Source organism: Kitasatospora sp. NPDC001547 (genome assembly GCF_042894165.1).
Classification (GTDB): domain Bacteria; phylum Actinomycetota; class Actinomycetes; order Streptomycetales; family Streptomycetaceae; genus Kitasatospora.
In genome coordinates this window covers 27,978-51,096 of record NZ_JBIAVL010000029.1, presented here as the reverse complement: position 1 = coordinate 51,096, position 23,119 = coordinate 27,978, and the positions used below count along the sequence as shown (strand labels likewise).

Sequence of the window (23,119 nt, the reverse complement as noted above, 5' to 3'; positions counted from 1 at the left end):
GGGGATCGGTGGGGCGGGCCCCGGGGGTGCTGCGCCGGGGGTGCTAGCCCATCTCCTCCAGGGCACGGCCCTTGGTCTCCTTGATGCAGAAGGCCACGAACGGGATGGAGAGCAGCGCGAAGGCCGCGTAGATGACGTACGTCGCGGACAGGTTCCAGTCGGCGAGGTCCGGGAAGCTGACGGTGATCGCCCAGTTGGCGATCCACTGCGCCGAGGCGGCGACGGACAGCGCCAGGGCGCGGATCCGGTTGGGGAACATCTCGCCGAGCAGCACCCAGACCACCACGCCCCAGGAGAACGCGAAGCAGAGCACGAAGACGTGCGCGGCGACCAGGGCGACGGTGGCGTGGGTGTCGTCCAGGGTGGCGGTGTCGCCGGTGCCGTGCCGGTAGGAGAACGCCCAGGCGGCGGTGCCCAGCGCGGCCGCCATCCCGATCGAGCCGGCCAGGGCGAGCGGCTTTCGCCCGATCCGGTCCACCAGGGCCATCGCGATCACCGTGCCGATCACGTTGATGATCGAGGTGGAGAGGCTGATCAGCAGGGAGTTGGACTCGTTGATGCCGACCGACTGCCACAGGAAGGACGAGTAGTAGAAGATCACGTTGATGCCGACGAACTGCTGGAACACCGAGGCGCCGATGCCGACCCAGACGATCGGCAGCAGGCCGAAGCGGCCGCCGAGCAGGTCGCCGAGCCGGGGCTTGCGGGCGGACTCCAGCACCGCGCGGATCTCCGCCACGCGGGCGTCCAGGTCCACCCCCTCGCCCTCGACCTCGACCAGCACCTTGCGGGCCTGCGCCTCGCGGTGGTCGGCGATCAGGAAGCGCGGCGACTCCGGGATGGCGAGCGCCATCAACCCGTAGACCAAGGCCGGGATGGCCTCGACGCCGAGCATCCACTGCCAGGCCTGGACGCCGCCGAGGTGGTTGGTGGACTCGCCGCCGGCGGCCTGGTTGAGCGCCCAGTTGGCGAGCTGGGAGACGGTGATGCCGAGCACGATCGCCATCTGCTGGAAGGAAGCGAGCCGGCCGCGGTACGCCGTCGGGGCGACCTCGGCGATGTAGGTCGGCGCGATCACCGAGGCGATGCCGATCGCGACGCCGCCGACCACGCGCCAGGTGGCGAGAACCTCGATGTTCGGCGGGAACATCGAGCCGATGCCGCTGGCCGCGAACAGTGCGGCGGCCAGCAGCATCGTGCGCACCCGGCCGAGGTGGTCGGCGAGCCGGCCGGCCATCACCGCGCCGGCCGCCGAACCCAGCAGCGCGATCGCCACCACGAAGGCGGTCGTGCCGTGGCCCACCGCGAAGTGCTTCTGGATGCCCGTCACGGCGCCGTTGATCACCGCGCTGTCGTAGCCGAACAGGAAACCGCCCATGGCGGCGGCCGCCGAGATGAACACCACGTGACCGAGGTGGGACTCGCCGGCCGCCGGTTGGCTGTTGACTGAGGACACGCGCGCTCCCGGGGTGGACGGGCCCGCTCTGACGCCGAGTGGGCAGGGCTCGTCTCACATTCGAGCAGCGCCGCCGCCGACCTGCCCGAGTTGGCGGCCGATCGGGTGATCCGGGGTCAGCCGGTGGTGCGCGGCCGCTCGGTGCGCGGCCAGGGTGTGGCAGACACGCCTAGGCGGTGCGCCGTCGGTGACGGCGGAGCAACTGGGTACGGGCCGCGGCGTACTGGTCGCGGCCGCGCCCGCTGCCGTCGGCCCGCTCGGCGAGCCGGTCGGCGATCGCGTACTGCGCCTCGGCGGGCTTCTTGTCGTCGTACTTGAACTTGGCCCGCACCTCGTTCACCGTCAACCGGAGCGCGCGCAGCCCGGGCAGCTGCCGGGCCAGCTCGCCCTCGCCGGGCACCACCCGGACCTCCGGCGTCTCGGGCTGGAAGTGCGCCAGCTGACGGTTGAGGATCTCCGCCTTGCCGGCCGCCGACTCCACCACCTCGGCGGTGCAGTGGAAGTGGACCGAGGCGTAGTAGCTGGTGGGCGTGCCCGGGGCGCCGCGCCAGTGGCCCGGGGCGAAGGCGTAGCCGTCGGTGACCGCGAGGGTGACCTGCGGATCGGCCCGGACGGCGGCGAGCAGCGGGTTGGGCGCGGCGAGGTGGAGCAGGACCTCGCCGCGGTCGACGTCCAGCAGGAAGTGGGTGGGGACGAGCACCGGCCCCTCGCCGGGGCGGCCGTTGGCGGCGAGCAGGCCGAAGTCCCGCCCCTCGGCCAGCCAGGCGCGCCACTCGGCCTCGTCACCGCGGTCCCAGGATCGGATCAGCACGGGTGGGCCTCCCGTCAGCGGGGGTAGCCGCGCAGGTGCGCGGGGAGCGGGACGGTGGTGCCGGGGTGCGGCTCGGGGGTGCCGTGCACGGTGGTGACCGGGATCAGGCCGGACCAGTGCGGCAGGCCGACGTCCTCCGGATCGTCGTCGGCGCCGTCCTCGCGGGTCTTGGCCGAGACCTCGTCCAGCTCCAGCCGGATGACGGCGGTGGCGGCGAGCTCCTTGGCGTTGGCCGGACGGACCTCGGCGGAACGCCCCGGCACCGCGTGGTCGACCAGCGCGGCGAGCGCGACGTCCAGCTCCTCGGGGTCGGTGACCTGGTACGCCGTGCCGTGGGCGACCACCGAGCGGAAGTTCACCGAGTGGTTGAACGCGGACTTGGTCAGCACCAGCGCGTCGACCTGGGTGACGGTGACACAGACCGGCATGCCCTGCTCGCCGGCGGCGTTGCGCAGCGGGCGGCTGCCGGTGGAACCGTGGACGTAGAGCCGGCTGCCGACCCGGGCGTAGATCGTCGGCAGGACCACGGGGGCGCCGTCGACGACGAAGCCGAGGTGGCAGATGTAGGCGCTGTCGAGGATGGCGTGGATCGCCTCCTGCTCCCAGGTGGCCCGGTCCCGGTAGCGGGTGGGGGTGGTCCTGGGTGTGCGGGAGTAGCTGGGCGAGCCTTCCGGGTTGGCTGACATGACATCCTCTATGTACTAGTGCATAATTTGCTTTGTGCTAGGAGACTATCCGCTGAAAGGGCGACGCGCCAGCGAAATCGCCGCCCACATCGAACAGGGCGTGAGCAGCGGACGGCTCGCCCCCGGAACCGCGCTGCCCCCGCTGCGCGACCTCGCCGCCGAACTGGGCGTCAACCCCAACACCGTCGCCGCCGCCTACCGGCTGCTGCGCGACCGCGGGGTGATCGAGACCGCCGGGCGCAAGGGCAGCCGCATCCTGCCCAGGCCCGCCCTCACCCCCCGCGACCAGATCCGCATCCCCGTCCCGCCGCACGCCCGCGACCTCTCCACCGGCAACCCCGACCCGGCCCTGCTGCCCGACCTCACCCCGGCGCTGGCGGCCGCCGCCGAGGCCGCGCGCACCGACCCGGTGCTGTACGGGCACGCCGCCGTCGACCCGCTGCTGCTCGCGCTCGCCCGCGCCTCCTTCGAGGCCGACGGGCTGCCCGGCGGCCCGATCGCCGTCGCCTCCGGCTCGCTGGACACCATCGAACGGATCCTCGGCGCCCGGCTGCGCCCCGGCGACGCGGTGGCCGTCGAGGACCCGGGCTGGGGCAGCCTGCTCGACCTGCTGCCCGCGCTGGGGCTGCGGCAGGTGCCCGTCCGGCTGGACGACGAGGGCCCGCTGCCGGACGCGCTGGCCGAGGCGCTGACCGAGGGCGTCCGCGCCGTGGTGGTCACCAGTCGGGCGCAGAACCCGACCGGGGCGGCGCTCACCGCGCGGCGGGCCGAGGCGCTGAAGGCCGTCCTGGCCGAGCACCCCGGGGTACTGCTGGTCGAGGACGACCACGGGCACGGCATGGTCGACCAGCCCTACCACTCGCTCGTCGGCGCCGAGACCCGGCACTGGGCGGTGGTGCGCTCGGCGGCCAAGGCGTACGGGCCCGACCTGCGGGTCTCGGTGGCGGTCGGCGACGAGGAGACGATCGGGCGGGTGGTCGGCCGGCTGCGGCTGGGCGCCGGCTGGGTCAGCCACCTGCTGCAGCGCACCGTCGCGGAGCTGTGGCGCGGCGACGCCGCGCCGGCGGACCGGGTGGCCGCCGCGTACCGGGCCCGGCGGGACGCGCTGCTGGGCGAGCTGGCGGCCCGGGGGATCGCCGCGCACGGGCGGAGCGGGCTGAACGTCTGGGTGCCGGTGCCGGACGAGACCTCGGTGCTGGCGGCGCTGGTGCAGCGCGGCTGGGTCGCGGCGCCCGGCGCGCGGTACCGGATCCAGTCGCCGCCCGGGCTGCGGTTCACCACGGCGCGGCTGGAGGCGGCGCAGGCGCGGGAACTGGCGGAGGACCTGGCGGCGGTGCTGGGGACGGGTGGGGGTGGATCGCGGCTGGTGTGAGCCCCCGGGTCCCGGGGTCTGGGGGCTCGGGCCCGGGGCCTCGCGGCTCGGGGCCTGTGGGGTGGGTGGGGCAGGTGTTGCGGGTGTGAACCGCGGGCGGCATCCGGTCGTCGGCCGCGGGCTTGGTCTGAACCCGGCGGTAACAAAAGCGGAAACCTCCTGCAGCTACCTAGCGGTAACCGGCGCGGGCATGTCATCTTCATCGCGCCACCGGCCGGCGGCCCACCCTCACCCAGGCGTCCTCCCGTTCCCCATGCCGCGGGAAGACCGAGCCGCAGGAGTTCCGCAGTGCCCGAGAACTGTTCGAACAACACCCGCAGCGCCCCTCGACCCGCCCGACGGCTGCTCACCGCAGCGCTCGCCCTCCCGCTCGCCGTCGCGGGCCTGGCCGCCGCCTCGCCGGCCTCCGCCGCCCCGTCCGCGACGGCCGCCGTGCCGTCCGGGCCCACCGCCAGCGTCACGCTCGGCGACAGCTACATCTCCGGCGAGGCCGGCCGCTGGAAGGGCAACTCGGCGGGCACCAGCGGCAGCCGCAACGGCACCGACCGCGCCTGGACCGGCAGTTCGTACGACCCCTCGCGGATCTACGGCGCCACCGCCACGAGCGGGTGCGACCGCTCGGACGTCGCCGAGGTGCTCAGCGCCTCCACCGGCGCCCAGAACGAGATCAACCTGGCCTGCTCCGGCGCCGTCACCGCGAACGTCTTCCGCGCCTCCAACGGCGGCCAGTCGTACAAGGGCGAGGCCCCGCAGGCCGACCAACTCGCCGCCGTGGCACGGCAGAACAACGTCAAGCTGATCACCCTGTCGATCGGCGGCAACGACCTGGGCTTCGCCGACGTCATCTCCACCTGCGTGCAGGACTACCTGATCTGGTACTCGTACTGCCACGGCTCCGCGCAGTCCCAGATCGACGCCAAGATGCCCGCGGCGATGGCCGGGGTCGGCAAGGCGATCGACGAGGTCCGCGCGGTGATGGCCGACGCCGGCTACGCGCGGTCGGACTACCGCCTGGTGCTGCAGTCCTACCCGTCGCCGGTCCCGCGCAGCGCCGAGATGCGCTACCCGGAGAGCGGCTGGACCCGCTCCGACACCGGCGGCTGCCCGTTCTGGGACGGGGACGCCGACTGGGCGCGCGACTCGATGGTGCCGCAGATCTCCCGGTCGCTGGCGGGCGTCGCCGCCGCCAAGGGCGCGCAGTTCCTGGACCTGTCGGACATGCTGCAGGGCCGCGAGGTCTGCTCGACGGCCACCAGGCAGCCGACCGCGACCTCGGGTCCGTCCGCGACCACCAGCGAGTGGGCGCGCTTCCTGGACGGCGGGCTCAACTCCACGCAGGGCGTGCTGCAGGAGTCGATGCACCCCAACTACTACGGCCAGCAGGCGGTCGGGCGCTGCCTGACGCTGCTGTGGGCGCGTCCGAGCGGTGACTACGCGTGCCGCAACACGGCCGGGCAGGACGCGAGCGGGATGTACCTGACCGCACGGTGACCGCACGGTCCGGCGCCCCCGCGGCTCCGGCCGCGGGGGCGCCGTTCGGCTCGCCGTCCCGCTTTCGCTCCGTGTTCCGGTCGGCGCGCGGTGCTCGGCGCTCGGAGCTCAGCCCTTCGCGAGCAGCGACTGGGCGTGCGCGCGGACCTGATCCTTCGTCAAGTACGCGTCGGTGTACTCGAAGTCCTGCAGCCGGGCGGGCTGGCGGGCGAGGAAGCCGGTGCGGACGAAGTCGTCGCCGGCGGTCGCGTTGAGCAGCCAGTTGGCGCCCACCCGGAACTTGGCCGCGTTGGTGCGCATCGCCATCAGGTGGTAGCCGCGCGCCACCACCTGGGCGGGCACCCCGCGCAGTTCCACGCCGAGCGGCTTGGACACCGCGTCCTTGCCGCCGAGGTCGACCACCAGGCCCAAGTCCTTGTGGTAGTACGGCTCCAGGGGCTGGTTGTGGAGCGAGGCGATCACGTTGTTCGCGACCGCGCGGCCCTGGCGGGCGGAGTGCTGGGCGGTCGGCGGGCAGACCGCGCCGTCACCCTTGGCGAGGTCGGGGACGGCGGCGGCGTCGCCGATCGCGAACACGCCCTCGAACTGCGGCACCCGCATCTCCGCCGTCACGGCCAGCCGGCCGCGGACCGTCTCGGCGTCCAGGGTGCCGATCAGCGGGCTCGCGGCCACCCCGGCGGTCCAGATCAGGGTGCGGCAGGGAAGCACCCGGCCGTCGGTGAACTTGACGGTCTCGGCGCCGACTTCGGCCACCGAGACGCCCAGCGACACCTCGATGCCGCGGTCGCGCAGCACCTCCAGGGCGGCCTCGCCGAGCGGGTCGCCGAGCTCCGGCATCAGCTTCGGGGCGATGTCGATCAGGTGCCACTTGATCTGCCGGGCGTCCAGGCGCGGGTAGCGGTGGGCGGCTGCGGTGGTCAGCCGCTGGAGGCAGGCGGCGGTCTCGGTGCCCGCGTAGCCGCCGCCGACCACCACGAACTGGAGCCGGGACTCGCGCTCCTTCTGGTCCACGGTGGCGGAGGCGAGGTCGAGTTGGGCGATCACGTGGTCGCGGACGTAGGCGGCCTCGGCGAGCGTCTTCATGCCGCGGGCGTAGTCGGTGAGGCCGGGGATGTCGAAGGTGCGGGTGACGCTGCCCGGGGCGAGCACCAGGACGTCGTACCGCTGCGCGACCACCTCGTCGGTGATCTTGCGGACGACGCACACCTTGGACGCCGGGTCCACGCCGATGGCGCCGCCGGGGACGATGTGGGTGCGGCGCAGCGAGCGGCGCAGGGAGACGGCCACGGACTGCGGGGTGAGCACGCCGGCCGCGACGTGGGGGAGGAGGGGGAGGTAGAGCTGGTAGCTGAACGGCGTGACCAGCGAGATCTCGGCCTCCGACGGTGACAGCTTTCGTTCGAGGCGGCGGGCGCACTCCAGGCCGGCGAAGCCACCGCCCACGATCAGGATCCGAGGTCGTTCCATCGCTCATCCCTTTGCCGTGAAGGTCCCCATTACTGTCCGCCACACTCGCACGGAGCAGCGGGGGCTGCCACCGGGGCGGGGCCGTGGGGGTGGGGGAGGAAGGGAGTGTGGTGGGAGGTCGGAGTGACGGGCGTTGCCACTGGGGCGTAACGACATGGGCGGGGCCATGGAGGTGTGGCGGATGTGAGTGCGGAGGTGGGGAGTGGGGTGCGTGAGCCGGGTTGTGCCGGGGTGGCGGTGGGAGGAAGGAGAGGAAGCGGCGGGGACACCGATAAGCTGTCGGCCGTGCTACCCGAGGTGACGGCGATCCGGTACGTGACGCCACTGCGAGAAGGCGGCTCGATGCCGGGCCTGGTCGAGGCCGACGATCGGCGGCTGTACGCGCTGAAATGGGTCGGCGCGGCGCAGGGCCGCAAGGCGCTGGTCGCGGAGGTGCTGGCCGGGGAGCTCGGCCGGCGGCTCGGGCTGCCGGTGCCGGAGCTGGTGACGATCGACCTGGACCCGGTGCTCGCGCGCAGCGAGCCGGACCACCAGGTCCAGGACCAGATGCGGGCCAGCGGCGGGACCAACCTGGGGATGGCCTTCGTCAGCGGCGCGCTCAACTTCGACCCGCTCTGCTTCGAGGTGGACCCGGAGCTCGCCGGGCAGGTGCTCTGGTTCGACGCGCTGATCGGGAACGTCGACCGCTCCTGGCGCAATCCGAACCTGCTGGTGGCGACCGGCGGGCTGCGGCTGATCGACCACGGCGCGAGCCTGATCTTCCACCACAACTGGTCGGGTGCCGCCTCCTGGATCCGCCGTCCGTACGACGCCTCCGACCACGCGCTGCTGGGGGCCCGGCCGGACCTGGCGGCGGCCGACAAGGCGCTCGCGCCGCTCGCCGAGGCGGCGATCGAGGGCGCGGTGGCGCAGATCCCCGAGGTCTGGCTGGTGGACGAGTTCGGCTTCGACTCGCCCGACGAGGTGCGCGCCGCGTACCGCGCCCAGCTGACCGAGCGACTGGCCGGTCCGCGCGACTGGCTGCCGGAGGTGTCCGCATGACCGGGTCCGTGCCGTCCTCGCTGCCGGCCACCGTCGAGCTGCACGACTACGAGTACGCCGTGATCCGCGCGGTGCCGAGGGTCGAGCGCGGCGAGTGCGTCAACGTCGGGGTGCTGCTGTACTGCCGGCAGAGTTCGCACCTCGCCGCCCGTACCCACCTGGACCAGGCCCGGCTGCTGGCGCTGGACCCGGTGGCGGACGTGCAGGGCGTGCGGCGGGCGCTGCACGGGATCGAGGCGGTCTGCCACGGCGGCCCGCAGGCCGGTCCGGCGGCGGGGGACAGCCCCGGGCAGCGGTTCCGCTGGCTGACCGCGCCGCGCAGCGCGATCGTCCAGCCGGGGCCGGTGCACACCGGGCTGACCGCGGACCCGGACACGGAGCTGCGGCGGCTGTTCGACCAACTGGTGCTCTGACTCCGGGCGGCCGCGGAACGGCTCGCCGACGGTTGCCGTGGTCAAATCTTGAGTTGCTGAAGCACCTGGCCGTACCCTGGCCCCATGGGTTCGACAGCGACGACGACCGTACCGACCAACGCCGAGTTGATGGAGGCGTTGGCCGCCGTCGGTGCCGCGTACTTCCAGGACTTCGCGGCGGCCGCGGCCCGGCACGGGCTCTCCTCCTCGCAGGCCAAGGCGCTGGGCGCGGTGCAGGAGCCGGTGCCGATGCGGGCGCTGGCCGGGCGGCTGGGCTGCGACGCGTCGAACGTCACCGGGATCGTGGACCGGCTGGAGACGCTGGGCCTGGCCAACCGGGAGGCCGCGGCCGGTGACCGCCGGGTGAAGATCGTGGTGATCACGGCCGAGGGCCGGGAGATCCTGAACCTGATCCGCGGCGAGATGGCCAGGACCCACCAGGCCTTCGAGGCGATGACCGACGAGCAGCGGATCGCCCTGCACTCGATCTGCGCCCAGGTGCTGCCGGTGCTGGCCGGCCGTACGGGCGGCGCGCAGTAGCGCCAGGGCTCTACGGGCGTAGCGTCCTGGCGGCTGCGAGGGGCGTGACCTCGGCTGTTAGGCTTGCGAAGCGTGAGCGCGAAGCCCCAGATCCCCAATGTCCTGGCCTCCCGGTACGCCTCGGCGACCCTGGCCCAGCTGTGGTCCCCCGAGCACAAGGTGGTCCTCGAGCGCCACCTGTGGCTCGCCGTCCTGAAGGCCCAGCAGGACCTCGGCGTCGAGGTGCCGGCGAACGCCGTCGCCGACTACGAGCGGGTGATCGACCAGGTCGACCTCGGCTCGATCGCCGCCCGTGAGCGGGTCACCCGCCACGACGTGAAGGCCCGCATCGAGGAGTTCAGCGACCTCGCCGGGCACGAGCAGATCCACAAGGGCATGACGTCCCGGGACCTGACCGAGAACGTCGAGCAGCTCCAGATCCGCCAGTCGCTGGAGCACGTGCGCGACCGTACGGTGGCCGTGCTGGTGCGCCTGGCCAAGCTGGCCGCCCAGCACTCCGAGCTGGTCATGGCCGGTCGCTCGCACAACGTGGCCGCGCAGGCCACCACCCTGGGCAAGCGGTTCGCGTCGATCGCCGACGAGCTGCTGGTCGCCTTCCGCCGGCTGGAGGAGCTGATCGCCCGCTACCCGCTGCGCGGGATCAAGGGCCCGGTCGGCACCGCCCAGGACATGCTGGACCTGCTCGGCGGCGACACCGGGAAGCTGGCCGAGCTGGAGCGCCGGGTCGCCGGGCACCTCGGCTTCGACCACGTGCTGACCAGCGTCGGCCAGGTCTACCCGCGCTCGCTGGACTTCGAGGTGCTCACCGCCCTCGTCCAGCTGGCCGCCGCGCCGTCCAGCCTGGCCAAGACCATCCGGCTGATGGCCGGCCACGAGCTGGTCACGGAGGGCTTCAAGGAGGGCCAGGTCGGCTCCTCCGCGATGCCCCACAAGATGAACACCCGCTCCTGCGAGCGCGTCAACGGCCTGGCCGTCATCCTGCGCGGCTACGCCTCGATGACCGGCGAGCTGGCCGGCGACCAGTGGAACGAGGGCGACGTCTCCTGCTCGGTGGTGCGCCGGGTCGCGCTGCCGGACGCCTTCTTCGCCTTCGACGGCCTGCTGGAGACCTTCCTGACCGTCCTGGACGAGTTCGGCGCCTTCCCCGCCGTGGTCGAGGCCGAGCTGGACCGCTACCTGCCGTTCCTCGCCACCACCAAGGTGCTGATGGGCGCGGTGCGCGCGGGCGTCGGCCGGGAGACCGGGCACGAGGTCATCAAGGAGCACGCCGTCGCCTCCGCGCTGGCGATGCGCGCGGGTGCCCGGGAGAACGAGCTGCTGGACCGGCTGGCCGCCGACGAGCGGATCCCGCTGGACCGGGCCGCGCTGGACGCGCTGCTGGCCGACCGGCTGTCCTTCACCGGCGCGGCCGGCGCCCAGGTCGCCGAGGTGGTCCGCCAGGTGGAGGCCGTCGCGGCCGCCCACCCGGAGGCCGCCAAGTACGCGCCGGGCGACATCCTCTGACCGGACAGCACATCCTGACGTAGCGTCAGCTCTCCCGCGAGGGCCCCGCCGCCGGACCGGTGGCGGGGCTCTCGCGCGCCGTGGGGACGTGGCCCGGGTCGAACGGCGGAGTGGTGGTCCCGCACGGCCAGTCGCAGTTCGGCTCGGCCACCGGCTGCTCCTCGGGGGCCAGCACGTTGCCCCGTACGGTCGCGAAGGCGATCAGCCCGCCGGCGGCCAGCAGGCCCGCGCAGATCAGCATCGCGGTGTGGAAGGCGGAGTCGACCGAGGCGGGCACCCGGTAGGCGTCGCCGCTCAGCCCGGCCAGCGCCGGCAGGGCGGCCACCGCGAGCAGGCCGGCCGCGCGGGCGGCGGCGTTGTTGACCCCGCTGGCGATGCCCGCGTGCCGGACCTCGACCGCCGCCAGCACGGTCGCCGTGAGCGGCGCGACCAGGAGCGTCATCCCGCAGCCCATCACCGTGACGGCGGGCAGCACGTCCACCCAGTACGAGGAGTCCGGCCCGGTGCGCAGCATCAGCAGCACCCCGGCGGCGCACAGCATCGGGCCGACGGTCAGCGGGACGCGCGGGCCGATCCGCTTGCCGAGGCGGCCGGCCCGGGCGGACAGCGCCAGCATCAGGACGGTGATCGGCACCAGGGCGAAGCCCGAGACCAGGGGCGAGAACCCGGACACGATCTGGAGCTGCACCACCAGCAGGAAGAAGACGCCGCTGAACGCCGCGTACACGCACAGGGTGACCAGGTTCACCGCGGTGAACAGCCGGGAGGAGAACAACCCGAGCGGCAGCATCGGGTCGGGCGCGCGGCGCTCGACGGCCACGAAGACGACGCCGAGCACCAGCCCGATCGCCCCGCTGGTCCAGACCGTGGGGGACAGGCCCTCGCCGGCCGCGGTCAGCGCGTAGGTGATCGCGCCGAGGGCGAGTGCGGCGAGCACGGCGCCGAGCACGTCGAAGCGCCCGGCGGCGCCCTCGTCCCGGCTCTCCGGCACCGAGCGGGTGGTGACCGCGATCACGGCGGCGGCGAGCGGCAGGTTCAGCAGGAAGATCCAGCGCCAGCCGGGGCCGTCCACCAGCCAGCCGCCGAGGAAGGGGCCGACCGCGGCCGACACCCCGCCGAGGCCTGACCAGAGGCCGACCGCCGCCGAGCGGTCGTCAGGGTGGAAGACCGCCTGGAGCATGGCGAGCGAGCCGGGGGTGAGCAGCGCGCCGCCGATGCCCTGGACGGCGCGGGCGGCGATCAGCACGTGGATGTTCGGCGCGGCGGCGCAGGCCGCGGAGGCGATGGCGAACCAGACCACGCCGATCAGGAAGACCTTGCGCCGCCCGTACCGGTCGCCGAGCGCGCCGCCGAGCAGGATCAGGCCCGCCAGGGTGAGCAGATAGGCGTTCAGCGTCCACTGCAGGGACGCCAGGGAGGCGCCGAGGTCGGCGCCGATGCGGGGCAGGGCGACGTTCACCACGGTGCCGTCGAGCATCGCCATGCTGGAGCCGAGCACCGTCGCCAGTAGTACCCAGCGTCCCTGCGCGGTGCCCAGGCGCAGGGTGCCGGCCTCGGAGGTGGCCACGGGCGAATCCTGCGCTGCTGAGGCGCACGTGACAAGGGTCACCGGTGGGTGTGTTGGGTTTGGGCGGTGGGTGAGCGGGCGGGTGCGCAGTGTCGCCGATCTCGGCGCAGGGTCGTGGATCAGTGGCAGGGGGTAAATGGATTGTGTACGCACCGTACGGCCGGGCCTGCGGAGGGTCACCGGGGCAGGGGGGATCGTTGCGGTTTCAAGAGATCGACATTGCTTCACCCGAACGGATGGGTTTTAGTTCAGCGACCGCCCGGCCAGTCCGGACGGATCCACCGGGTGGAACGCCGAGTCCTGCCGCCGCCCGGTGGTTCGAAACGAACTCTGTACGGCAGGAGCGGGGGACCCACAGGTAAGTCGCCGGACCGGAGTTCGCGCCTCAGGGCGCGGGCGTCCAGGACCGGCTAGGGGTGAAGCCGCGCATGCGGCCGGGCAACTCCAGCCCGAACCCGACAGCTCACCTCGCAGGCGTCGGAGAGGAAAATTCCATGCCTGCTCAGGCTCGTCGTATCGCCCTGCCCCGCGCCGCCCGCATCGGCATCGCCACCGCCGTCACCGGCGTGTCGTTCGTCCTCCCGCTCGTCACCGCGGTGAGCGCCCAGGCGCACACCGCTCCGGCCGCCCCGGCCGCCGCCTCCACCGAGGCCAAGCCGGCCGCGCAGGCCGCCGCCCCCGCCGCCCGGGCCGCTGCCCCGGCCGCACAGGAGAGCTACCGCGTCGTCAGCGGCGACACCCTGTCCAAGATCGCCGACGCCAAGAACGTCGACGGCGGCTGGCACGCCCTGTACGAGCAGAACCGCTCGGTCGTCGGCGCCAACCCGAACCTGATCTTCCCGGGCCAGCAGCTCGCGCTGCCGGGTCACGCCGCCGCGCCGTCCGCCGACGCCGCTCCGGCGAAGCCCGCCGCCCCGGCCAAGCCGGCCGCTCCGGCGACCCAGGCCGCCAAGCCGCAGGCCCAGGTCCAGGTGAAGACCGAGGCGGCCAAGCCGTCCGCGCAGCTCCAGACCCAGGTGCAGGTCGCCGCTCCGGCCGCGACCGTGACCGCCACTCCGGTCGCCGCCGCCACCTCCGGCTACGTCGCCCCGCTGGCCAACCCGAAGCTGGGCACCGCCTACGGCGTGGCCGGCTCGATGTGGGCCTCCGGGCACCACACCGGCCAGGACTTCGTCGCCGCCACCGGCACCCCGCTGCGCGCCGTCGCCAACGGTGTCGTGGTCAAGGCCGGCAACGGCGGTGCCTACGGCAACGAGGTCGAGATCAAGCTCGCCGACGGCCACTACGCCGAGTACGCGCACCTCTCCTCGATCGGTGTGAAGATCGGTCAGACCGTCACCGTCGGCCAGCAGATCGGCCTCTCCGGCGCCACCGGCAACGTGACCGGCCCGCACCTGCACTTCGAGATCCGCAACGGCTCGGAGTACGGCTCGGACATCAACCCGGTCACCTACCTGCGCGCGCACGGCGTCGCGCTCTGACCAGGGGCCGCTGAGCCTCCAGGGTTTCAGGAACCACCGCTGCTGCGGGGCGAATCGATCCTCCGGGATGGTCATGTCGGGTGACCGCTCGACCGGGTGATCGCCGCACAGTGGACATGGGCGCGGGACACGCCCAGGCCGGCCCGGCCGCACGAGGGGACCTCCTCGTGCGGCCGGGCCGGCCGCTGTCGTTTCCGGGGCCGGGCCTGTCTTCCGGGGGTGGGCCCGCTTTCCGCGGCCGGGTCCGCTTCCGGGCCGGGCCCGCCTCCGAGGCCGGGTCCGCCTCCGGGCTCGGGGCCGTTTTCCGGGCCGTCCGGCCCCGCCGTGCCGTTCGAGCGGTCGAACGCGGCGTCAACTCCGCTGTGCCGCCCGCTGGTCGTCGTCACGCGGACGCCCTCCGCGCGCCATGCTGGCGGACGGTCAGCGCCCGGCCGGTCCGGTCGGTCGGGCGGGTCCGGGAGGCGAGGAAGCCGGATGGCGGTCCGGAGCGGGGACGTGGCGGGGGAGGCGGTCGGGCGGGAGCGGCCCGGGGCGGGCCGGGTCGACCGGCTGAAGGCGGACTCGGTCGGCCTGGTCGGCGTGGTGTTCATGGCACTCGCGACCGCCGCCCCGATCACCGCGATGACCGGCAACCTGCCGATCATCGTCGGACAGGGCAACGGAGTCGGCGCGCCCGCCGCGTACGTCGTGGCGACCGTGGTGCTGACGGTGTTCTCGGTCGGGTACGTGGCGATGGCCCGGCACATCACCGCGGCCGGCGCGTTCTACGGCTACGTCTCGCACGGGCTGGGCCGGGTGGTCGGGATGGCCTCGGGGCTGCTCGCGGTGCTCGCGTACGTCGTCACCGAGGCCTCGGCGCTCGGCTTCTTCGCGTACTCGCTGCGCGGGCTGGTCCGTTCGCAGCTGGGGGTGGAGCTGGGCTGGGGCTGGTACGCGCTGTTCGGGGCGGCGGCGATCGGGGTGACGGCCTGGTTCGACCTCCATCTGACGGCCAGGGTGCTCGGGGTCGCGCTGGTGCTGGAGATCGGGGTGCTGGGGGCGGTCTCGTTCGCGGTGCTGTTCTCCGGCGGTGGCCCGGACGGGATCGTGCTCGGGGCCGTGAACCCGCTGAACGCGCTGAAGGGAGTGGGGAGTTCGGGCGCGGCGGCGGCCGGGCTCGGCCTGTTCTTCGCGTTCTGGTCCTGGGTGGGGTTCGAGTCCACCGCGATGTACGGCGAGGAGTCCCGCGATCCGAAGCGGGTGGTGCCGCGGGCGACGCTGGTGTCGGTGATCGGGGTCGGACTGCTCTACGTCTTCGTGTCCTGGATGATCGTGTCCGGCAACGGGGTCGAGCAGGCGGTCGCGGTGGCGAGCGGCGGGGTGCCGGGCAAGGACGGCAACAGCCTGTTCTTCGACCCGCTCGGCGTGCACCTGGGGGCCTGGGCGGTGAAGGTGTTCCAATGGTTGGTCGTCACCGGCTCGTTCGCCTGCGCGATGGCCTTCCACCAGTGCGCGGCCCGGTACCTGTACGCGATCGGGCGGGAGGGCCTGCTGCACCCGGCGCTCGGCCGCACCCATCCGCGGCACGGCTCTCCGCACGTCGCCTCGGTGGTGCAGTCGGTGATCGCGGTGGGGCTGGTGGCGGGGTTCCTGGCGGCCGGGATGGACCCGTACGCGCACCTGTACACCCTGCTGGCGCTGCTCGGGACGATGGCGATCCTGGTCGTGCAGACGCTCTGCTCCTTCGCCGTGGTCGGGTACTTCCACGTGCGGGGGCGGCACCCGGAGACCGCGCACTGGTTCCGGACGCTGGTCGCGCCGCTGGTGGGCGGGGTGGCGATGGCCGGGGTGGTGGTGCTGCTGGTGCTCAACAAGGACACCGCGGCCGGGTCGGCGGCGCACACGCTGGTGTTCCGGCTGATCCCGTACCTGGTGATCGGGGTGTTCGCGGGCGGGGTGGGGTTGGCGCTCGCGGTGCGCCGGTGGCGGCCGCGGCTGTACGCGCGGATCGGACGGGTGGTGCTGGAGGACGCGGTCGAGCGGTGACGGCCCGTCGACGGGCGCTCAGCCGCGGTGCACCGGCAGGCCGTACTGGGCGGCGGCCAGCAGCTCGTGCATCCGGTGGCCGAAGTCCTCGGCGTCACGGGCGGGTTCGGGAAAGACCAGCCGGACGTCGCGGTGGCCGTGCGGGTGGTCCAGGCGCAGCACCAGGCCGTAGCGGTCCAGGGCGAGCGGGCGGACCTCCGGGTGCCGGGCGAGCACGGCCGGGTCGAGCAGCCGGGTGAGGACGTCGAGCGCCTCGGCGTGGTCGTCGGCGAAGTGGGTGAGCAGCGCGGCCTCGTGGCGGGCCAGCGGGTCCGGGGCGGCGAGGGCGAGGTCGGCGGCGGTGATCGCGCCGGTGCCGTACGGGGTGGCGAGGACGGCGTGGGCGACGTCCACCCGCAGGTGCACGCTGAGGCCGTCGTCGGCGAGGTGGGCCAGGTGCAGCCGGCCGGCCAGGGTGAGGCGGGCGCGGACCCGGTCGCGGACGGCGACGGGGGCGACGTCGGTGACGTCGAGGACGACGGCGAGGCCGTCGGTGGCGCCGGCGGCGGCCGCGGTGAGCGGGTCGTCCAGGGCGGTGCGCAGCCGCAGCCGGGAGCCGTGCACGGAGACCGGGGTGTCCAGGTGGTGGTGCTCGCCCAGGGCGCGGACGGTGAGCGAGGAGGTCGTGCCGAGCAGGCTGTGGATCCGTTCGGCGGTGGTGGGCTCGGGGACCTCGGGGTCGCCGGTGGGCAGGCTCATGGACGGACCTCCAGGTAGTTAGGTGAGCCTAACCTAATATTCGAATGGGGGTGTGGCAAGCAGGCGTCCGGGGCGCCGGGAGGGGTCCCGGAGGCGCCGAAGGGCCCGGACGCCGCCCGCGCGTCCGGGCCCTTCGGCGCAGTGGCGGGTCAGCCGATGACGGCCTGGGCGTCGATCTCGACCAGCATCGGCTCCTGCGGCAGCTCGACGAAGACGGTGGTGCGGCACGGCTTCACGCCGCCGGGCCTGACGTTCTCGTCGATGAACTCGGCGTAGACCTCGTTCATCAGCGGGAAGTCCGCGCGCTTGGTGAGGTAGACGCGGAACATCACCACGTCCTCGATGGTGGCGCCGCCGGCCTCGACGATGGCCTTGACGTTCTCCAGGGTCCGGCGGGTCTGCGCCTTCACGTCGCCGTGGTGCAGGTACTCGCCGGTGGCCGGGTCCTGCGGGCCCTGGCCGGAGACCTGGAGGATCGGGCCCTTGCGGACGCCCTGGGAGAACATCCAGGCGGGGGCGGGGGCGCCGTCGGTGCGGATCTCGGTCTTCTCGCCGGTCCGGGAGTGCTCGGAGGTCATGGGCTTCCTTAGATTGACGGAGTGTCAGTTGTGGTCGGGGCGGCCGCAGTCGGCCGAGATCGCGCGCGTGGCGGCGAGCAGTTGGGGGAGCAGCTCCAGCACCTGCTCGTACGGCAGGACCACGTCCGGGACGGAGATCGAGGCGGCGGCGACCACCCGGCCGCTGGCGTCCCGGACGGGCGCGGCCACGCAGTTGATGAAGGCCTCGTGCTCGGCGTGGTCCTGCGCCCAGCCCTGGGCGGCGACCCTCTCCAGCTCGGCGAGCAGGGCCTCGGGGGTGGTCAGGGTGCGCCCGGTGTGGGGGGTGAAGTCGATCCCGGCCACCACCCGGCGCCGCTCGGGCAGCGGCAGGTCGGCCAGCAGCACCTTGGAGACGGCGGCGCTGTGCAGGGCGGCGCGCAGGCCGATCCGGGAGTACATCCGCACCGGGTGGCGGGAGTCGAACTTGTCGATGTAGACCACCTCGCCGCCCTCGTACGCGGCCAGGTGCACGGTCTGGCCGGTGGCGGCGTTCAGTTCGGCCAGGTGCGGGGCGGCGATCCGGCGTACGCCGCGCTGCTCCAGGGCCAGGCCGGAGAGTGCGAAGAGGCCGGCGCCCAGGTGGTAGCGGTAGCTCGCGTCGCGATAGACGAATCGTTCCTCTTCGAGGCTCTGGAGCAGTCGGAGCACGGTCGTCTTGTGGACGCCGAGCACCTCGGCGAGCTGGTCGAGGGAGCGCTCGCCCTCACCGAGCTCGGCGAGGATGCGCAGGGCGCGGGTGACGGTCTGGCTCATCGTGCTCCGCTTCGAGGGCTGGGGTTACCGCTCATTGTGCCCGGGCCTGGTCGGGGGCCGTTGCGCGGTCGGTGGGCCGGGTCCGGGGCGGGTCGGCCGGGCGTCCGCGGCCGGTGGGCAGGGCCGGGCCGGTGATGCCCGCCGCGGTGACCCGGGTGGCGGCCCAGGCGGCGGGGGAGGCGTCGAGCAGCGCGGCGACCACGGCGGCGTCCGGCAGCTCGGCCTGGTCGCCGTGGGCGGTCAGCGCGCAGGCGGCGCTCAGGTGGCCGAGCCGCAGCCGACGGCGCTGGTCCAGGCCCCGGACGGTGCCGGCCAGGTAGCCGGCCGCGAAGGCGTCGCCCGCGCCGGTGGCCTCGACCACCTCGACCGCGAGGGCCGGCTCGGTGGCCGCCGTCCCGTCCCGCTCCAGGGCGCTCGCCTGCCGCGCGGCGTCCTTGACCACGACGGTGGCCGGGGCGGGGAAGCGGCGGCGCAGGGCGGCCGGATCGCCGGTTCCGAAGGCGGCCTCGGCCTCGTCGGCGCCGAGCAGCAGCAGGTCGGCGGCGTCCAGCAGGGGCGGCAGCACGGCCGGGTCGCGGTCGCGCCAGAGCGAGGGGCGCCAGTTGAGGTCGAAGCTGACCAGGCGGCCCGGGCGGCGGTCGGCCAGCAGGGCGCGGAGCAGGGCCAGGCAGCCGTCGGAGAGCGCGGCGGTGATGCCGGACAGGTGCAGCAGCCGGGCACCGGCCAGCAGCGCGGCGGCGGCCGGCTCGGCGAGCAGCTCGGGGGAGAGCGCGGCGGCCGCGGAGCCGCGCCGGTGGTAGTGCAGCCGGCTGCGGCCCGGTCCGAGGTCGTGGCGGTGGCCGGTGGTGCCGCCGACCTCCTTCAGGTAGACGCCGGTCGGGCGGTGCGGGTCGACCGCGACCGCCGAGACGTCCACGCCGCGGGCGGCGACCTCGGTGAGCAGCCTCCGGCCGAAGCCGTCGTCGCCGACCCGGCTGATCCAGGCCGTCGGCACGCCGTGTGCGGCCAGTGCGCCCGCCACGTTGGACTCGGCGCCGCCGACCGAGAGCCGGAAGTTCTCCACCGACTCCAGCGGGCCCGGGCGGTCCGGCAGCAGGACGGCCATCGACTCGCCCACGCACACGGCCGTCGGGGGAGGACCGGGGCGGGTCGGGCCCTGGGTGTCCTGTCGCGGCATGTGCGGGGCTCCTCGTCTGCGGCCGTTCCGTCGAGAGCGGGCCCACCGGGTCGGCTCCGTGGTGCGGAGCGCCGCGTTGTCCGTGGGCGCCGCACGCGAGCCGACCCCGTTGACCGGGAGTCAGGTCCGTTGACCGTGATCCGGCGCCGATGCTAGAACCGTGCTGCCAGCATGTGCAACCCTCGTTGCGCATGTTGCAACCTGTGCGGATGGAGGAAGACGGTGCAGCAGACCTTCGCAAGCAGTGCCACCGGGCCGGGCATCGCCCGTGACGCGGTGGCCGCCCTGGGCGACGAGCCGCTCGACTGGCGGTTCAAGGCCGCCCCGCCGCAGTCGTGGGGCCGCACCACCCCGGAGTGGCTCGCCACCGGCCCCACCCTCTCCTCGCTCGGCACCCCGCTGCTCACCCTCGACGCCGCCGCCCTCGACCACAACGTCCGCACCATGGCCGACTGGTGCGCCAAGGCGGGCGTCGCGCTCGCCCCGCACGGCAAGACCACCATGGCGCCCGCCCTCTGGCAGGCGCAGCTCGACGCCGGCGGCCACGGCATCACCCTCGCCAACCTGCCCCAGGTGCGGATCGCCCGGGCCTTCGGAGTCCAGCGCGTACTGCTCGCCAACACCCTGCTCGAACCGGCCGGACTGGCCTGGCTCGCCGACGAACTCGCCACCGACCCGGACTTCGCGTTCGTCTCCTGGGTCGACGACGTCGAGAGCGTGCGGCTGATGGACGAGGCGCTGCGCGCCGCCGGGGCCGAGCGGCCGGTCGAGGTGCTGGTCGAACTCGGCGGCCCCGGCGGGCGGACCGGCACCCGCGGGGTGGACGCGGCCGTCGAGGTCGCCGCCGCCGTGCTGCGCGCACCCACCCTGCGCCTGGCGGGCGTCGGCGGGTACGAGGGCGCGCTCGCCCACGACGCCTCGGCCGAGGCGCTAGCGGCCGTCCGCGGCTACCTGCGGGAGCTCGGCGACCTGCACGGCCGACTGGCGAGGGCCTACCCGGACGGCGCCCCGCCGGTGGTCTCGGCCGGCGGCAGCGCCTACTTCGACCTGGTGGTCGAGGAGTTGGCGAACCTGCCGGAGGCGTTCGTGGTGCTGCGCTCGGGCGCGTACATCGCCCACGACGACGGCTTCTACCGGGGTATCTCGCCGCTCGCCCGGGACGGCGGGCAGGCGCCGTTCCGCAGCGCGCTGCACGGCTGGGCCCGGGTGGTCTCCCGGCCCGAGCCGCAGCTCGCGCTGCTGGACGCCGGCAAGCGCGACCTGCCCTTCGACGAGGGCCTGCCCGAGCCGCAACGGGTTCGGGGCGGCGCCGAGCTGACGGGTACGGCGGCCCGGATCACCGCGCTCAACGACCAGCACGCCTTCCTGCGCGACGCGGGCGACCTCGCGCCGATCGGCGCGGTGCTGCGGCTGGGCGTCTCGCACCCGTGCACGGCCTTCGACAAGTGGACGGCGATCCCGGTGCTGGACTCCGCGGACGCGGCCGAGCCGCAGGTCACCGGCCTGGTCAGGACGTTCTTCTGATGCCCGGGGAGAGAGCGGCAGCCGGGCGCGGCGGGGACGCGACGGTCTTCCGGGGCGCCACCGTCGTGGACGGCACCGGCGCGGAGCGCTACCGGGCGGACGTCCGGATCGCCGACGGCCTGATCGCCGAGATCGGCGAGGGCCTCGACGCGCCCGCGACGGTGGACGCCGACGGGCTGGTCCTGGCCCCCGGCTTCATCGACATGCACGCCCACTCCGACCTGGCCCTGCTGCTCGAACCCGAGCACCCGGCCAAGGTCACCCAGGGCGTCACCTGCGAGGTCCTCGGCCAGGACGGCCTCTCCTACGCCCCGGTGGACGACGCCACGCTGCCCGCGCTGCGCCGCCAACTCGCGGGCTGGAACGGCGATCCGGACGGCTTCGACTGGGACTGGCGGGACGTCGCCGGCTACCTGGACCGGATCGACCGCACCGGTGTCGCCGTCAACGCCTGCTACCTCGTCCCGCACGGCACGCTGCGGATGCTCGCCATGGGCTGGGCCAACCGTCCGCCCACCCCCGGGGAACTGGACCGGATGCGGCAGACGCTGGCGAAGAGCCTGCTGGACGGTGCGGTCGGCATGTCCAGCGGCCTCAGCTACACCCCCGGGACGTACGCGGACACCGCCGAGCTGGTCGAGCTGTGCACCGTCGTCGCGGCCTACGGCGGCTTCCACGCCCCACACCAACGCTCCTACGGGCAAGGGGCGTTGGAGGGCTACGCGGAGATGGTGGAGATCGCCCGGCGGAGCGGCTGCGCGCTGCACCTGACCCACGCCACGATGAACTTCGGGGTCAACCGGGGCCGGGCCGGCGAGCTGCTGGACCTCCTCGACCGGGCGCTCGCCGACGGCGTCGACCTCACCCTGGACAGCTACCCCTACCTGCCCGGCTCCACCACCCTGGCCGCCCTGCTGCCGAGTTGGGCCACCGAGGGCGGCCCCGCCGCGACGCTGGCGCGGCTCGTCGACCCCGCGCAGTGCGCGAGGATCCGGTACGAGGTGGAGGAGAAGGGCAGCGACGGCTGCCACGGCGTGGTCACCGACTGGGCGACGATCCAGATCTCCGGAGTCCGCTCGGCCTCGCTCGCCGGCACCGTCGGCCGTACCGTCGCCGAACTGGCCGCCGAGGAACGGCGGACCGGCACCGAGGTGTTCCTGGACCTGCTGCGCCAGGACGAGCTGGGCACCACGATCCTCCAGCACGTCGGGCACGAGGAGAACGTCCGGGCGATCATGCGCCACCGGGCGCACACCGTCGGCAGTGACGGACTGCTGGTCGGCGCCCGGCCGCACCCGCGTGCCTGGGGCACCTTTCCGCGCTACCTCGGCCACTACAGCCGGGAGTTGGGCGTGCTGACGCTGGAGGAGACGATCGCCCGGATGACCGGCCGCCCCGCCGCCCGGCTGGGACTGCACCGGCGCGGCCTGATCGCCCCCGGCCACCACGCCGACCTGGTGCTCCTCGACCCCGGGAGGGTCCGGGACGCCGCCACCTTCGAGCACCCCCGGCTGCCCGCCGAGGGCATCGAGTACGTGTACGTCAACGGCACCGCCGTCGTCCGGCAGGGTCGCACCACCGGCGCCCGGCCCGGGCGCGCCCTGCGTCGCACCGACCGAGGAACCGTGGCCATATGACCGAGCTCTCCGCACCGAACGACCTGCCCGCCCCTGCCGATCTGCCCGCCCCTGCCGTCCTTCCCGCGCCGGCGGATCTCGCCGTCCTGCGTGACGAACAGGTGATCGCGGTGGTCCGCGCACCCCGGATCCCGGACGCCGCCGCGCTCTGCGCGGCCCTCGCCGAGGGCGGCATCAACCTGACCGAATTCACGTACACCACACCGGATGTGACGGCACACCTGCTGAGGGCCTCGAAGGCGGGCTGGCGGGTCGGGGTGGGGACGGTGCTGACCGCCGAGCAGGCCCGGCGGGGCGTCGCGGCGGGGGCGTCCTTCCTGGTCACCCCCGGCTGCCGGGCCGAGGTCGCCGAGGCGGCGGCCGTCGCCGGGGTGCCGGTGGTGCTCGGGGCGCTCACCCCGACCGAGGTGGCGCACGCGGTGGACCTCGGCGCCGCCGCCGTCAAGATCTTCCCGGCCCGGGCGTTCGGCCCCGGCTACTTCAAGGACCTGCGGGGCCCGTACCCCGGTGTGCCACTGGTGGCCTCCGGCGGGGTGAACGCGGGCAACGCCGCCGAATTCCTGGCGCACGGCGCGCTCGCGGTCTGCGCGGGGACGGACGTGGTGCCGCCGGACGTGGTCGCGGCGGGGGACTGGGCGGAGATCACCCGGCGGGCCCGGGCGTTCACGGCGGCCTGCGCGGGGGCGGGCGCATAGGCGGTGGCCCGCCGGCGGGTGCGTTGCGGCGCTGTGGCCTCGTAGGGGGTGCGTCGCGGCGGTGCGGGCCGCGTGAAGGAGGCGTCGGCGGGGCGAGGCGGGCTGTCGGGACGGCCGGGATTGGACGAGAATCGGGGACACCC

At 74.1% G+C, this 23,119-nt stretch carries 20 protein-coding genes and 1 riboswitch; of the genes, 11 read left to right on the top strand and 9 right to left on the bottom strand.

The window, feature by feature from the left end:
- Nucleotides 1-43: 43 nt before the first annotated feature.
- From ACFY0X_RS32960 to ACFY0X_RS32950, 3 genes are all read right to left on the bottom strand, one after another.
- The gene (locus tag ACFY0X_RS32960) at nucleotides 44-1,456 is read right to left on the bottom strand and encodes a sugar porter family MFS transporter (RefSeq protein WP_387760113.1); all 1,413 of its coding nucleotides are present in this window, start codon (nucleotides 1,454-1,456) and stop codon (nucleotides 44-46) included.
- Between the two features lie 169 nt (nucleotides 1,457-1,625).
- Entirely contained in the window at nucleotides 1,626-2,267 is a 642-nt protein-coding gene (locus ACFY0X_RS32955; RefSeq protein WP_387760112.1) for an FMN-binding negative transcriptional regulator, read from the bottom strand.
- A gap of 14 nt (nucleotides 2,268-2,281) precedes the next feature.
- Nucleotides 2,282-2,953 carry a pyridoxamine 5'-phosphate oxidase family protein gene (locus ACFY0X_RS32950; protein WP_387760110.1) on the bottom strand — a complete coding sequence of 224 codons (672 nt, stop codon included), beginning with the start codon at nucleotides 2,951-2,953 and terminating at the stop codon, nucleotides 2,282-2,284.
- A 34-nt stretch (nucleotides 2,954-2,987) separates the two neighbouring features.
- Here ACFY0X_RS32950 and ACFY0X_RS32945 point away from each other — a divergent pair, with 34 nt between their 5' ends.
- Together ACFY0X_RS32945 and ACFY0X_RS32940 are read left to right on the top strand one after the other, a co-directional pair.
- Nucleotides 2,988-4,325 (top strand): aminotransferase class I/II-fold pyridoxal phosphate-dependent enzyme, encoded by a 1,338-nt coding sequence (locus tag ACFY0X_RS32945; protein ID WP_387760108.1) that lies wholly within the window; start codon nucleotides 2,988-2,990, stop codon nucleotides 4,323-4,325.
- A gap of 288 nt (nucleotides 4,326-4,613) precedes the next feature.
- Nucleotides 4,614-5,816: a GDSL-type esterase/lipase family protein gene (locus ACFY0X_RS32940; RefSeq protein WP_387760107.1), complete on the top strand. Its 1,203-nt coding sequence runs from the start codon at nucleotides 4,614-4,616 to the stop codon at nucleotides 5,814-5,816.
- 108 nt (nucleotides 5,817-5,924) lie between these two features.
- On the opposite strand, the gene ACFY0X_RS32935 is transcribed toward ACFY0X_RS32940, so the two are convergent.
- Nucleotides 5,925-7,283 carry an NAD(P)/FAD-dependent oxidoreductase gene (locus ACFY0X_RS32935; protein WP_387760106.1) on the bottom strand — a complete coding sequence of 453 codons (1,359 nt, stop codon included), beginning with the start codon at nucleotides 7,281-7,283 and terminating at the stop codon, nucleotides 5,925-5,927.
- Nucleotides 7,284-7,568: 285 nt separating this feature from the next.
- On the opposite strand from ACFY0X_RS32935, the gene ACFY0X_RS32930 reads away from it, so the two are divergent.
- From ACFY0X_RS32930 to purB, 4 genes are all read left to right on the top strand, one after another.
- Complete coding sequence (locus ACFY0X_RS32930; RefSeq protein ID WP_387760105.1) at nucleotides 7,569-8,324, top strand: HipA family kinase; 756 nt, start codon at nucleotides 7,569-7,571, stop codon at nucleotides 8,322-8,324.
- Nucleotides 8,321-8,737, top strand: coding sequence for a DUF3037 domain-containing protein (locus tag ACFY0X_RS32925; protein WP_387760103.1), 417 nt, complete (start codon nucleotides 8,321-8,323; stop codon nucleotides 8,735-8,737). The genes ACFY0X_RS32930 and ACFY0X_RS32925 overlap by 4 nt, the downstream gene beginning before the upstream one ends.
- 84 nt (nucleotides 8,738-8,821) lie before the next feature.
- Nucleotides 8,822-9,277 (top strand): MarR family winged helix-turn-helix transcriptional regulator, encoded by a 456-nt coding sequence (locus ACFY0X_RS32920; RefSeq protein WP_387760102.1) that lies wholly within the window; start codon nucleotides 8,822-8,824, stop codon nucleotides 9,275-9,277.
- Between the two features lie 63 nt (nucleotides 9,278-9,340).
- A complete protein-coding gene (gene purB / locus ACFY0X_RS32915) occupies nucleotides 9,341-10,780 on the top strand; it encodes an adenylosuccinate lyase (protein WP_387760100.1) in 1,440 nt (479 codons plus the stop codon).
- Between the two features lie 25 nt (nucleotides 10,781-10,805).
- On the opposite strand, the gene ACFY0X_RS32910 is transcribed toward purB, so the two are convergent.
- Entirely contained in the window at nucleotides 10,806-12,347 is a 1,542-nt protein-coding gene (locus tag ACFY0X_RS32910; RefSeq protein WP_387760099.1) for an MFS transporter, read from the bottom strand.
- A gap of 354 nt (nucleotides 12,348-12,701) precedes the next feature.
- Nucleotides 12,702-12,839: riboswitch (cyclic di-AMP (ydaO/yuaA leader) on the top strand.
- A 2-nt stretch (nucleotides 12,840-12,841) separates the two neighbouring features.
- On the opposite strand from ACFY0X_RS32910, the gene ACFY0X_RS32905 reads away from it, so the two are divergent.
- Both ACFY0X_RS32905 and ACFY0X_RS32900 read left to right on the top strand, forming a co-directional pair.
- Nucleotides 12,842-13,828, top strand: coding sequence for a peptidoglycan DD-metalloendopeptidase family protein (locus ACFY0X_RS32905; RefSeq protein ID WP_387760098.1), 987 nt, complete (start codon nucleotides 12,842-12,844; stop codon nucleotides 13,826-13,828).
- Nucleotides 13,829-14,302: 474 nt separating this feature from the next.
- Entirely contained in the window at nucleotides 14,303-15,853 is a 1,551-nt protein-coding gene (locus tag ACFY0X_RS32900; RefSeq protein WP_387760096.1) for an APC family permease, read from the top strand.
- An 18-nt stretch (nucleotides 15,854-15,871) separates the two neighbouring features.
- On the opposite strand, the gene ACFY0X_RS32895 is transcribed toward ACFY0X_RS32900, so the two are convergent.
- The 4 genes from ACFY0X_RS32895 to ACFY0X_RS32880 form a co-directional block, all read right to left on the bottom strand.
- The gene (locus tag ACFY0X_RS32895) at nucleotides 15,872-16,591 is read right to left on the bottom strand and encodes a DUF2470 domain-containing protein (RefSeq protein WP_387760095.1); all 720 of its coding nucleotides are present in this window, start codon (nucleotides 16,589-16,591) and stop codon (nucleotides 15,872-15,874) included.
- Between the two features lie 149 nt (nucleotides 16,592-16,740).
- Complete coding sequence (locus ACFY0X_RS32890) at nucleotides 16,741-17,169, bottom strand: RidA family protein (RefSeq protein WP_387760093.1); 429 nt, start codon at nucleotides 17,167-17,169, stop codon at nucleotides 16,741-16,743.
- Between the two features lie 24 nt (nucleotides 17,170-17,193).
- Nucleotides 17,194-17,943, bottom strand: a complete 750-nt coding sequence (locus ACFY0X_RS32885; RefSeq protein WP_387760092.1) for an IclR family transcriptional regulator — start codon at nucleotides 17,941-17,943, stop codon at nucleotides 17,194-17,196.
- A 31-nt stretch (nucleotides 17,944-17,974) separates the two neighbouring features.
- Complete coding sequence (locus ACFY0X_RS32880; protein ID WP_387760091.1) at nucleotides 17,975-19,120, bottom strand: sugar kinase; 1,146 nt, start codon at nucleotides 19,118-19,120, stop codon at nucleotides 17,975-17,977.
- A gap of 222 nt (nucleotides 19,121-19,342) precedes the next feature.
- Between ACFY0X_RS32880 and ACFY0X_RS32875 the strand changes: the two genes are divergently transcribed.
- From ACFY0X_RS32875 to ACFY0X_RS32865, 3 genes are read left to right on the top strand one after another with little or no spacing between them, the layout of a single operon-like run.
- Complete coding sequence (locus tag ACFY0X_RS32875; protein WP_387760089.1) at nucleotides 19,343-20,644, top strand: alanine racemase; 1,302 nt, start codon at nucleotides 19,343-19,345, stop codon at nucleotides 20,642-20,644.
- Nucleotides 20,644-22,281, top strand: a complete 1,638-nt coding sequence (locus ACFY0X_RS32870) for an amidohydrolase family protein (RefSeq protein ID WP_387760088.1) — start codon at nucleotides 20,644-20,646, stop codon at nucleotides 22,279-22,281. Before ACFY0X_RS32875 ends, ACFY0X_RS32870 begins: the two co-directional genes overlap by 1 nt.
- The gene (locus tag ACFY0X_RS32865) at nucleotides 22,278-22,976 is read left to right on the top strand and encodes a bifunctional 4-hydroxy-2-oxoglutarate aldolase/2-dehydro-3-deoxy-phosphogluconate aldolase (protein ID WP_387760086.1); all 699 of its coding nucleotides are present in this window, start codon (nucleotides 22,278-22,280) and stop codon (nucleotides 22,974-22,976) included. Before ACFY0X_RS32870 ends, ACFY0X_RS32865 begins: the two co-directional genes overlap by 4 nt.
- Nucleotides 22,977-23,119 lie beyond the last annotated feature (143 nt).